Origin of the sequence: Colwellia psychrerythraea 34H, assembly GCF_000012325.1 — a bacterium.
GTDB lineage: Bacteria > Pseudomonadota > Gammaproteobacteria > Enterobacterales > Alteromonadaceae > Colwellia > Colwellia psychrerythraea_A.
In genome coordinates this window covers 792,822-805,025 of the sequence record NC_003910.7, presented here as the reverse complement: position 1 = coordinate 805,025, position 12,204 = coordinate 792,822, and the positions used below count along the sequence as shown (strand labels likewise).

Genomic DNA, 12,204 nt, shown 5'->3' with positions numbered 1-12,204 from the left:
GATTATCGCTATATTTTCTTAACCAGCAAGGTTTATCTAAAAAAATATTGTCGATGATTACTACTAAATAAAACATGATCATGAAATTTTAAGCTTACTTAAGCAAAATACTTGAGAGCTAAGCGATTACCAATGGAAATTTTTATTGAGCCATTTAGCATAAAATGGCGAGTTCCTACTAACATTCATTTGATCTTCAGCAGATAAAGTCGCACAATCCTCGCCAAGAGCTAACACCTAAAATAACACCTTATAATGACGCACTGACATAAGCCCTGAGATACAAGTCAGAGCAATTATGTAACTATATAAATTAGTAACCAGTTACCCTAGGCATACGTAACGCAGTAAGTACCTAATTCAGACGGCGCCTAGTCATGTTAAGTAATCAGAGTAGAAATAATGGATTCAAAAATACAACTTACCAAAGAAGATCTTAGAAAGAATAAGCCAACACGAGATGAATATTTAACTAAGCCAAAAATCCCCTTGATAGTGGTATTAGATAATGTCACTAACAGCTACAACATTGGTGCCTTTATTCGTTTGGCTGATGCTTTTGCTATCGAAAAAGTCATAGTTTGTGGCGCGCTAACAATTTCAGATAAGAAAATGAAAAAAGCCTCGAGAAATGAAGCGAAATGGGTTTGCGTTGAATATAGCGATAGTACTACAGCAAGCTTACAAACATTATTAGATGAAGGACATGCCATTTACAGTGTTGAGCTATGTCATGAGTCGGTTGATTACACTAAGGTAACTTATCCTGCTAAATGCGTATTAGTATTAGGCAATGAACGCAAAGGCGTGAGTGAAGCAGCATTGAAATTAAGCCTTCAACAAATACATATTCCCATGTTTGGCATGGGTAACTCACTCAATGTGTCTACCGCTGGTGCTATTGTCTTAGCCGAATGTGCTAATCAAATTAGAAAACTGCCATAAGGCTAACATGTTGTAAGAGTCGATGATTAAAAACCAGAGACTCAAACGTGTTGGAATATTTTCAACGCGACTTAAGGTTCAGTTCCACAATAACTTTATAAGGTTGTTGGAATATTTTTCAACGGGATATCTTAACAGTTACCTTGGCAATGCAATTATATTTACGGTAACGCAAAGCAGTGTACTACGAGAAAAGTACTCAAAGATAAAAAGCCAGTCATAAACTGACGGGCTTTTTAAATAGACTTAGTTTTAACCAAGCTAATTTATGAAGTGACGTTTTTACGTCTAGCTGAAATACCAAGTAAGGCTAAAGCAAATAATGCAATAGATGATGGCTCAGGTACACTTGCTGGTGGTCCTCCTCCGCAGTTATTATCACATTTGTTCCCATAAAAGGAGATGTGAGACAGATCCCTTGGGTTGTTACCATTTAACGGAGTAGTCCAAGTTCCTGTTGAGACACTAACCGCTAAATCTAGGCAGTTTACAGAAAACTCATCAGGAGATGCACAAGTCAAATTATTTGCATCGTTATCAACAATCATCCAGTTCAAAATAAAACCAGCAGATCCTGCTTTTGCTACCCAATATGAAACGCCTGGATATTCAGCTCCAGAGTAGTTCCATGTTCCAGTACCATTTTCTCCGGGGTTGGTTTGATTTGTTAGATTATTAACATCAAAATTCCAATCAGAAGCCTGTGATGGAGCTGCAAACTTTGTCGCTCCATCGCCATCGAATTTCCCCATAATCTCAGCAAATACAGGGGAGCCAACAGTTGGTACATGGGTAATTTTACATTGCTCAAATCCTTGACCAAAATAACCACTACAATCATTTTTCTTATTTCCCTGTTCAGTCTCTGCAATCAATATTGATACTTGGAGTAAATCACCGACAGGGGTTAAGGAAGCATTAACAAAAAAGCTACTGAAAAGAGAAGCCCCTATTAATATAGCCTTTGAAAACAGGTTCTTTGAAAACATTATATTCACCTAAAAATAATTCAATTATGCACTTATCATAATCATTAACATTCACAAAAGCAAAAATCATGCCTGCTTTTTAATTTGTTGTTATATAATGATTTATTTTTTTATTGTGACTTTTAATTATCAAAATAACAAAAAGTGTAAAATTCCTAGACAGTGTAAAAAAGGTTATATAATACGGTGTTATCTTTATTCCAATAATTTTGACATAATCACTATCTAATCTTCATTTGCAATTTAGGATAGATATTTGAAAGCTTATCCGTATATATTTTTACTACTCATTTCCTCTTCGTTAGCTGCCTCACAGGAAGATAAACTTTATGAAGCAGCTCGTAGTGCATTAAACGACAACAAATATAGTGAAGCACTGATACACGTAAAAAATATACTAAAAATATCACCAGAGCACTTAGCCTCAAATATTTTAATAGCTGAAATATTGCTCGCAGACGGTAGTGCTAGTGCGGCAGAAGCATCATTAACTAAAGCTGTTTCTCTAGGTGCAAATAAGAAGCAGTTACGACTATTGTTTGCAGAATCCTACATTATGCAAGGGCAATATAATAAAACCTTGGATTACCTACCAGAGCAAACTAATGACGACAAATTAGCAGCGAAAATTTATGTACTTCGTGGTGATGCGCATTTGGGGCTACGACAATTAAAGCTATCACAAAATGATTACAACACAGCGTTAGCTTTTGATGCCAAAAACATAGATGCCAAGTTGGGATTAGCGCAAATTGCAGTTAATTATTTTCAATTCCATCAGGCAGAAAAACTCGTTGATGAGGTGTTATCTGGGTATATTCCCCCCATTAAAGCTTGGAATTTGAAAGCGAGTATTCAGCAAAGTTTAGGCAATAACGAACTTGCTCTTAATGCAATTAACCAAGCGCTGCTGATTGATAAAAACAATATTCAATCACTAATTTTTGCAAGTACTATAAACATCGAATTACAGCAGTTTGAGTTAGCAGAAAAATACGCCGATACCGTATTAGAGCAAGTGCCGAATGAACCTAAAGCTGAATTTATTAAAGCTATGGTACAGGTTAGGAAAAATGAAAATGCTGGCTTTGAAAGTGCAATAGAAACAGTTGCACAAGTACTGGATCACCTGAGTGAAGATGTGTTGCGGTCAAATCCTTCTTATTATTATTTAGCCAGTATTATTTTATTTCACCAACAAAAACATGAAGCAGCAAGACAATATATAGATGACTATTTATTGATAGATGAAAATAATATAAACGCTTTAACACTTGCTGCCACTATTGAATTAGTAGAAAAAAAACCAATGCAAGCTAAAACGTTGTTAAGTAGAGCTAATTTTTTAGACCCTGATAACCCGAAAATATTATCTATGCTAGGCATGACCTACTTAGAGCTAAGGCAGTATGAAAAAGCTCACTTCTACCTTGCAAAAGTTAAAGAGCTGAAGCCTAATTTAGGAATCGCAGACACTCAACTTGCACAAAGCTATTTAGCAACAGGAAAGCCCGAAAAAGCGATTAAGCATTTGTTAACAGCCTCTGCAGCAGAATATGATCCAACAGTGGTTGGTTTATTATTGGTTGAGTCTTATATTAAGTCTGGAAAAATGAATAAAGGCATTAGTGTTGCAAAAAACTTAGCTGAAAACATGCCAGACAATGCAAATATTCAGCATCATCTTGGTTATATTTACCAAATTTCAGGTGAAATAGAGAAGGCAAAACATCAATTTGAACAAGCATTGATAATTGAACCCAATCATGCCAAATCCATTATTAGCTTAGCTAACCTCGATTATCAAAAGGGTAACGCTGATATTGCTATTGATCGTTTAAAAGCAGCATTAATAATCTCAGCAAACGATATTGATTTAATTACAGCTTTAGCTAAGTTTTATAACCGTACTAATAATTCAGCTGCTAGCGTCATCTTACTAGAAGAACCATTTAAGCTTGATAATCAAAATGAAGAATTATTAAAAAACTTAATTGTTAGTTATGTTGGCGATAAACAGCTGATGCTTGCTATTGAAACATTGAATACTTATTTATTGAATCAAAGAAAAACAGTTGAGCTTTATCTCATGCTGGCAAGTTTACAAATAATGAATTCAGATGTGAACTCTGCAGTTAGTGCGTATAAATCGGCGATAAAACAAGACGGAGATAAAGGGACAATTTATTTGTTAATAGCCCATGCTTATCAACGATTTTCTAAAGTACCTGAGGCAATCACTGCCTATAAAAAATCGATGGCTTGGGATGGAGATAACGATAAAGCGATCATAGGATTAGCGCAACTTTATAATGCAGAAAATGATACTGACAGTGCAATAAAATTAATTAAATCGTTTGAAGTTAATCATCAGTTATCTGCCCAATTAGTCGAAGTTTTAGCTAATTCCTATTTACGTATAAATCAATATAAACTAGCTGAAATGTATTATAAAAAACGTATTAAATTAGCTAGTAATGACAGTAGCGTAGTTGGTTTAAACTTAATATACAGAGCGACTAAACGAACCAGTAAAGCAGTAGACTTATTAACAACGTCGTTAAATGACAGGCCAAACAGTTTATTCTTGAATACAGCATTAGCTGAGCTTTATATCGACCAATCTCAATGGCTCAATGCAGATAAGATATATCAAACATTAGTTCAGCTGTACCCTAAGCAACCGGCAATATTAAATAATGCCAGTTATGTGGCTTTGAATCTATCTGATTACCCACGAGCTGAAGCATTGGTAAAAAGGTCATTGGCACTTGTTGATAATCAGCCTGACTCTTTAGACACTTTAGGCTGGGTTTATTATCACACCAAAGAATTTAATAAAGCCTTACCTCTATTTAGAAAAGCGTTAGCCATCAATAATTCAAATCCGGCGGTGAAGTATCATTTAGCGTTAACACTCAAAGCTCTTAATAGAGATAAAGAGGCAATAAAATTAATGGTAGATGTAGTGAATTCAGATTATTCCCAAAAAGCTGATGCGGATGTCTTATTGAAGCAATGGTTAAAATAAGGATAAAAGTCCAAGAATGTAGACTACTGTTTTATTAGCTTTTATTGGCTTTAATTAAGCGATTAACTTAATGTAGTTATCCAGCTATTACGGATTATCTGTAGTTAGCTAAAAGCTTACCAACATTCGCTTTAGTCGTTTTAGTTAACTTCTGAATTAAAGAAAATGGCACTTCATCAATACCAGCTTGTTGCTGAATATCATCTAACATCGCAACCCAAAGCTTTGCTGTCATTTCAGAATCGTATAATGCTCTATGGAAACTGCCATTTGAGGCAATGCCTTTATAGTTAATTAATGTACCTAACTTATGGTTAGGTGCAGTTTGATATAATCGACGAGATAACAATAACGAGCAGGCAAACTGCCCATCATAACCCGACGAGATACGCTTTAGCTCACTATCTAAAAAACGCTTATCAAACGATGCATTATGAGCAACGAGGTTTTGCCCTTGAATAAAACCGCTAAAACGATCCATGACTTCATGACATGGCGCGGCTTTACTTAGCATTACATTAGTGATGCCAGTGTAATCAGCAATAAAGTGACTTACCGGTCGCCCAGGATACATCAACTCTTGAAAACGATCAGTTACCACGCCATTTTCAAGTTTTACCGCACCAATTTCAATGGCTCTATCGCCATTATCAGGTGACAGACCGGTTGTTTCAAAATCGAGGATTATTAGAGAGTTTGCGTTCATAAGATTAGTTACAGAGTAGTGTTCAATTAATGGTCGTTAATAGAGGTTTTTGAGGCTTCTTTAATTTTGAGTTAATGATATCAGCTATAGCGAGAGTGTTGTGATTTCATCTCTAGAAAACTTCAACTTTACGCAACATATATTGGCAGCGATAAAACCACTTCAACACCTTGCTTAACATAAGGAGAGTCTTTATCACTCCCTTGAAGTAAACCTTGATAATTGTCTATTTTAATCGAGCCATTATGGTTAAATAAAATTTGTCTACACAGTGCTAAACCAATACCACTGCCTTGAGGTTTTGTGGTGTAAAATGGCACGAAAACATTAGCTAAGTTTGCAATGCCTGAGCCGAAATCTCGAATAGATATATGCTGCCAATTGCCTTCTTGAGAACTGTTGATCTCAATGACTTTTTCATCTATTTTGCTCATAGCTTCAACCGAGTTTTTAAATAAATTTATCAACACTTGTTCAAGCTGATTTTTATCCGCTTCAATTAATAATTCGTCGTCTATTTCACACTGTATTTTACATTGTGGATAAAGTGTCGAAAGATTATCAATCAACAATGCTAATTTAAATGCTGATTTATTCGGTTTGGGTAACTGAGATAGCTGACTATAGCTGGCAATGAATTGGCTTAATGAGTCTGCACGTTCATTAATAATGTTAATGCCATCAAGTAAAGGCACTTTGTCGATTTCACTATCAGCCCTTTGTAACTTTTTTTGCATTGATTGGCTGATAGCAACAATGGGCGTTAATGAATTATTCATTTCATGGCTTAATACGCGCAGTAAGCTTTGCCAAGCTTTACGTTCTTTTTCCATCAAGAGACGTTCGGCATTAGTAAGGGTATAAAGTTGATGCTGTTTGCCATCACTTAAAAAAGACTCTTTAGATAAAAAGTGCTCGCCGGTAATGAGCCCTTCTTTAAATTCAATAATGCCCGCATTGGCGCTAATAATTTCAGCACCAATAGGTAAAGTTGCTAATTGAATATTGGTTATATTACCGACCTCATTATCGACCTGCCCCAAAACAAGTTTATGCGCCGACGCATTCGCCATAACGACAAAACCTTGCTCGTCGGTTGCTAAAACCATGGCATCCATTTGTTCCATGATGCGCTCTAATAACAAACGAGATTCTTTGGCTTCAATTTTATGTTTCGACAAAGTATCCGCTAAAACGTTAACTGAACTAAGCAGTTCTTGAAACGCTTGATTGGTTTGAAGTCGTCCTCTTAACGTGTAGTCACCATCGATCATCGACTCAATTAAGTTAGATAAGGTACGGATTTGATATTGTGAATTTTGTCTACTCGCCACGATGACAAAGCTACAGAGCAGAAATAAAACAATAAGGATAAATGCAATTAAATAGCCTGATATTTGCGTTAAGAAAAGTGCAGTGGCTGTGATGAGAAAGCACGGTATACACACCAACAGTAACAATTTATGTTGGTTATCACCGCGTTGACTTTTTGACTTACCCAAGAGTAATTGCCAGCTTTTTTTAATCCAGTTCATACTTACTCAAACGTCGATAATAACCGCTTCTGCTTAACCCTAAAGACTTCGCTGTTTCAGTGGCATTTCCACGGTGAAACTTCAGGCGCTTAATTAACGTTTTTCTTTCAATTTCATCAAGGCTTAACGTGGGATCATCTAAAGATTCAACGGCACCATTTTCAGCATTATTAGCGCCTGTTAACATCAGCTCTGCGGTCTCAATACTGTCTTTTTTACAGGTAAACAGCACCCGTTCCATCATATGACTAAGTTCACGAATATTACCCGGCCAGTCATATTGTTGCATCGCATTAATAGCTTGGTCAGTCAGTTTAGGACACGCTCGATGGTATTTAGCGCTGAAAGACTCTAGAAAGTGGGCCGCGAGCGCTGGGATGTCTTCCGCGCGTTCGCTTAACGATGGCACTCTCAACTCAATAGTATTTAATCGGTAATACAGATCTTGTCTAAAGGTATTGTTTTTAATATCAGCCAATAAGTCACTGTTAGTGGCCGATATTATACGTACGTCGGCATGTAATGATTTACTACTGCCAACCGCCTCAAATTGTTGTGCTTCGAGCACATGCAACAGTTTAGCTTGTTGTGCAAAAGGAATATTGGCAAGTTCATCTAAAAATAAAGTACCTTGCTCCGCCATTTCAAAGCGGCCAATTCGATTTTCTTTGGCGTCAGTAAACGCTCCTTTTACATGGCCAAACATTTCACTTTCAAAAAGTGATTCAGGTATTGCGCCCATATTAACCGGCACAAAAGAGTGTTTTTCTCGACTAGAAACACTATGTACGTAAGCTGCAAGCATGCTTTTACCGGTGCCATTATCACCAGTTAATAAAATGCTCATATCGCTTTTAGCTAAGTCATCAAGGGTCGACAATAGTTCTTGCATCGGTTGAGACTGTGCAATGATGCCTGCACGACTACCAGGGTGGGCTTGTGAGGTAAGTAGCTGATTTTGCTGACTCAGTCGTTGGGCTTTTTTATCTGATTTTGCTAACGCTAATTGATTGTCAATTGCGCTGAGCATACGTTCATTTTTCCACGGTTTCTGGATGAAGTCTTTTGCGCCAGCTTGCATGGCTTCAACAGCAATATCAATAGTCGCCCAGCCAGTCATCACGATAATAGGAACATTAAGTTCAAGTTCGGTGATTGCTTCCACTAATTGAACACCTTCAGCACCAGAGGTTGTGTCTTGCTGAAAGTTCATATCAAGCAGAATTAAATCAACACTCTGAATTTTTAAATTCTCTAAAGCCGCTTGTGGCGTTGTGACCGCCACAATATCAAAGCCTTCATCAGCTAAAACAAATTTTAAACTGGCAATGATATTAATATCATCATCTGCGATCAGTATTTTTTTATTCACAAGCGTTTATTCATAAGTAATTAAGTTTCCGAGGTAATGTCTTCACTGTAAGTAATATCGAGTAAGGGCACAAGAATTAGATGACTATACCCATTACCAATCAAGATGCATGTTTCAGAGTGTTTGAGCAGTTTCAATTCAAGGCGCTGTGATGAAATAATGGTAATTCAGGAGAATATGCTCCTGCATTCTCTAATAACACCATCCATGTAGCGTCATTATAAATCACAGCAACGATGAAGTTATGTTGCTCAAGCGCTTCTTCGATGGGTTTAAATGACGTTATACGGCGTTAAATAATCAAAACATAGAATGGTGTTTAAATTATTTACCTTGCCTAAAGTCATTTTAATTCCCACTGAAATCCTGCACTTTGAATGGTAACGGGTATACAGCTTTATTCGTAGCGTAACGCTATGCTCGGTTCCATTTTAACGGCACGTTTGGTTGGTGCAAAAATTGCCAACATAACAATGACTGAAAGCACCGAAACTACCGTAATAGCAATGCCAAAGTAGAGGTATACCGGGAATATTTCTTCAGTAAACTTATGAAAACCAAAAGAGATTAAAGCAAACAGTACCACCGCCAAGCCTAAACCAATAACTAACTGACGAGCCCCCTGCTTTAAAAACATCTGTGTAATATTTTTATCACTAGCGCCAACAGCACGCCTAATACCTACTTCATGGGTACGCTGAGCCACTGAATTTGCCGTTAAGCCATAAATACCCACCATGGCCAATAATAAAGCAAAGAAGCCAGTACCAAAGGTTACATTCGACATTAAGCCCATTGAATCTCGCATCATGTTTCTGTTCTTACTCGCTAATTGAACCGAATATGTCATCTCAATAGAGCGATCGGTATCAAACATGGCTTGATAGAAAATTTCTTCCGCGTTTTGCGTATTGGGTAAAGTACGATAATAAACAATTTGGAAGCTATTGATAAATTGTAATCCTGATACATAAACTTCATCAGCACTATCTAATCGAGCAAACATAGTAGAAGCATTAAGACGGTCTGTAACAACGCCAACAATAAAAACTTTTTCATTTTTATCATCTATTTTCACCTGAAAACTTTTTTCTAAAGCAGACTCTCCCGGCCAATAACGTTTAGCCATAGATTGGCTAATCATAGCCGTTTTACGGTGACCCAACTTATCAAGGTGAGTAAATTGTCTCCCTGCGACTAAGTCAATACCCACTGTTTTGGTATCACCAATAACCGTAATCGTATCAATTTTAGGTTTGCTCTCTTCAGAGGCATAATCCTTACCTTCTAGAGTCACTGTCGATTGACGTCGCCAATCGTTTGCAACAACACCAACCACTTGAGGATGTTGCTCAATGTTTTCTTTTAACGATTGAAATAATGCTAATTGCTGCATAGGCTCTGGGTATTTATTTTCAGGTATCGACATTCTTGCTGACATCACATAGCTATAATCATCGCCCATTTCAAGGTTAATCAATTTATGTGATATGTAGGCAGAAACAGAGCCAATTAACATTAAAGTGGCGACCAAAAAGACTTGGCTAGTGACTAATATCCGAGAAATCCTGCCTGCTTTTTTACTTTGAGCACCACGGGTTCCATCTCTTAATGTGGTATTAATGTCTTGATTTGCAGAGCGCCATGCCGGTAAAAAAGCTGACAGTAAAATAGTAACCACGGTAAATGCAATGCCCATTAACAACGTTTGTAGATCCATACTCCAATGCCACCAAAAGGAACCTCCACCTGGAATCCACGAGTGAAAAGCAATTTCGGTATAATCTAAAGCAGCCCCAACCAATAGTAATGACAAAATGCCACCAACCGTTGAAATGATAACGCCTTCCCACATTAACTGGCTAACTAAGCGAGAGCTAGTTGCCCCCAAAGCAGCGCGAATAGCGGTTTCTTTTTGACGTTCAATGGTACGAGCGAGTAATAAATTGCCGACGTTGATACAAGCAAGTAATAAAATCAACCATGAAATGGCGTTTAAAAAGACAAAAACAATACTGCCTTGACCGTTGGTTTGCGCCGCTTGGAATGACATCAGCTTCGCGCCTTTTTCAAACTCAGGCATGTTATATAATGCTACATTCTGTTGATAAACTTGGTTAATGGCTTGCCCCAACTCCAATTCAGCTTGTTCAATAGTGGTACCAGCGTTAACTCGGCCATAGGCAAAATAGTTTTCACTTTGCTCTGCGGTAGCATTAAAAACGCTGTCAGACAGTGGCAACCAAATTTGTGAAGTATTAGGAAATAGATATCCTTTTGGCATAACCCCAATAACATCAGTAATCACCCCATTTAGCATCAGGCTTTTTGACAAAACACCTTCATCGCCATTAAGTTCAGACTGCCAAATTTCATAGCTAATTAATGCGACTGGCGATGCACCTATTTTGTTATCTTGGGTTTGTATCGTTCGACCTAAAATAGGTTCAGTACGACTGAACTCAAAAAAACCATTTTGGACATAGCTTCCTGAAATATCTTTACCTGATTGTTCAACAGACAAACGAATATTACGATTATCATAAACACCAAACTCGGCAAAACTGGTTACACTCTCTTTAACATTGTTATATTCATAACCCGTGATTAAGTTGTAGTTACCGTCAAATTCAACAGTAATCGCTTTTGCCGTTTCAGCCTCAGGTATTGGTAGAGGTTTGTAAACCATGGTATATAAAAATGAGAAGGTGAATAAACTAATCGATAATCCACCGATTAATACCCCCAAGGTCATCGCAGTAAATTTAGGCGCTTTAAATAACAAGCGAAAAGCGTATTTAATATCTATTAACATCGACATGGTACTTCTCCTAAGGTTTAGCCCGCAGCCAATTCAACTGGTTTAAGCGTTACTTGACGATCATGATTGATATTGTCTTTGATCAGTTGCCCATCAAACATTTCTAAACACCTACTCGCTCTCTTCGCTGACGAGGGATCATGGGTCACCATGCAGATAGTTGCGCCATCATGATGAAGTTGATCGAATAGCTGTAAAACTGCCTCGGCATTTTTTGAATCTAAGTTACCTGTTGGTTCATCGGCAAGAATAATTGCAGGGTCATTAACTAAGGCTCTAGCAACGGCAACACGCTGTTGTTGTCCGCCAGATAATTGTGAAGGGTAATGATTTTTACGATGTCCCATTTCTACTTTCGCTAATACTTCATTCACTTTAGCTTCAATGGCTTTTTTAGACTTTCCTGTTTGATACGTCAACGGTAACATAACATTTTCAAATACCGTGAGATCTGAAATCAAATTAAACGATTGAAAAACAAACCCTATTTGTTCACTGCGTATTTTTGCTCGTTGATCCCGTGTTAAAGCTGAAACATCACTACCTGCTAAATGATAATGTCCTGAACTAGGTGCATCTAATAATCCTAGTAAAGAGAGTAAGGTTGATTTACCACAACCTGACTGACCACTGAGTGACAGGTATTCCCCCTTATTAATCTCTAGGTTAATAGTATTTAAAGCCCGCGTTTCTATCTCTTCAGTTAAGAATTTTTTGCTAATATTTTTTAAGGTGATAAGTGCAGTCATAATTATTCCCATATCGTATCAGCAAGTTACTTGCTGCTGATTTTCATTTTTTGAGT

Annotated in this window: 8 protein-coding genes; 2 read left to right on the top strand and 6 right to left on the bottom strand. The window is 37.2% G+C overall.

Features of this window, described 5'->3' with window-relative positions:
• The first annotated feature begins 402 nt into the window (after nucleotides 1-402).
• The gene (locus CPS_RS03495; RefSeq protein ID WP_011041633.1) at nucleotides 403-945 is read left to right on the top strand and encodes a TrmH family RNA methyltransferase; all 543 of its coding nucleotides are present in this window, start codon (nucleotides 403-405) and stop codon (nucleotides 943-945) included.
• Nucleotides 946-1,211: 266 nt separating this feature from the next.
• Here the strand turns inward: CPS_RS03495 and CPS_RS22790 are convergent, their stop codons facing one another.
• Complete coding sequence (locus CPS_RS22790; RefSeq protein ID WP_049757732.1) at nucleotides 1,212-1,934, bottom strand: PEP-CTERM sorting domain-containing protein; 723 nt, start codon at nucleotides 1,932-1,934, stop codon at nucleotides 1,212-1,214.
• A gap of 256 nt (nucleotides 1,935-2,190) precedes the next feature.
• Between CPS_RS22790 and prsT the strand changes: the two genes are divergently transcribed.
• Nucleotides 2,191-4,965 (top strand): XrtA/PEP-CTERM system TPR-repeat protein PrsT, encoded by a 2,775-nt coding sequence (prsT, locus tag CPS_RS03485; protein ID WP_011041630.1) that lies wholly within the window; start codon nucleotides 2,191-2,193, stop codon nucleotides 4,963-4,965.
• A gap of 94 nt (nucleotides 4,966-5,059) precedes the next feature.
• Here prsT and CPS_RS03480 read toward each other — a convergent pair whose 3' ends face one another.
• The 5 genes from CPS_RS03480 to CPS_RS03460 all read right to left on the bottom strand — a co-directional run bounded on the left by CPS_RS03480 (nucleotide 5,060) and on the right by CPS_RS03460 (nucleotide 12,148).
• On the bottom strand, nucleotides 5,060-5,671 hold the full coding sequence (locus CPS_RS03480) for a 3'-5' exonuclease (RefSeq protein WP_011041629.1): 612 nt from the start codon (nucleotides 5,669-5,671) through the stop codon (nucleotides 5,060-5,062).
• A gap of 128 nt (nucleotides 5,672-5,799) precedes the next feature.
• Nucleotides 5,800-7,206, bottom strand: a complete 1,407-nt coding sequence (locus CPS_RS03475) for a sensor histidine kinase (protein ID WP_011041628.1) — start codon at nucleotides 7,204-7,206, stop codon at nucleotides 5,800-5,802.
• Entirely contained in the window at nucleotides 7,193-8,578 is a 1,386-nt protein-coding gene (locus CPS_RS03470; protein WP_011041627.1) for a sigma-54-dependent transcriptional regulator, read from the bottom strand. Before CPS_RS03470 ends, CPS_RS03475 begins: the two co-directional genes overlap by 14 nt.
• Before the next feature lie 397 nt (nucleotides 8,579-8,975).
• Nucleotides 8,976-11,399: an FtsX-like permease family protein gene (locus tag CPS_RS03465; RefSeq protein ID WP_011041625.1), complete on the bottom strand. Its 2,424-nt coding sequence runs from the start codon at nucleotides 11,397-11,399 to the stop codon at nucleotides 8,976-8,978.
• A 17-nt stretch (nucleotides 11,400-11,416) separates the two neighbouring features.
• On the bottom strand, nucleotides 11,417-12,148 hold the full coding sequence (locus CPS_RS03460; protein WP_011041624.1) for an ABC transporter ATP-binding protein: 732 nt from the start codon (nucleotides 12,146-12,148) through the stop codon (nucleotides 11,417-11,419).
• Nucleotides 12,149-12,204 lie beyond the last annotated feature (56 nt).

Bases quoted from the DNA above. Each gene is read 5' to 3' on its own strand.
- CPS_RS03495 (WP_011041633.1), top strand. From the start codon at position 403: ATGGATTCAAAAATACAACTTACCAAAGAAGATCTTAGAAAGAATAAG.
- CPS_RS03465 (WP_011041625.1), bottom strand. From the start codon at position 11,399: ATGTCGATGTTAATAGATATTAAATACGCTTTTCGCTTGTTATTTAAA.
- CPS_RS22790 (WP_049757732.1), bottom strand. From the start codon at position 1,934: ATGTTTTCAAAGAACCTGTTTTCAAAGGCTATATTAATAGGGGCTTCT.
- CPS_RS03480 (WP_011041629.1), bottom strand. From the start codon at position 5,671: ATGAACGCAAACTCTCTAATAATCCTCGATTTTGAAACAACCGGTCTG.
- CPS_RS03460 (WP_011041624.1), bottom strand. From the start codon at position 12,148: ATGACTGCACTTATCACCTTAAAAAATATTAGCAAAAAATTCTTAACT.
- CPS_RS03475 (WP_011041628.1), bottom strand. From the start codon at position 7,206: ATGAACTGGATTAAAAAAAGCTGGCAATTACTCTTGGGTAAGTCAAAA.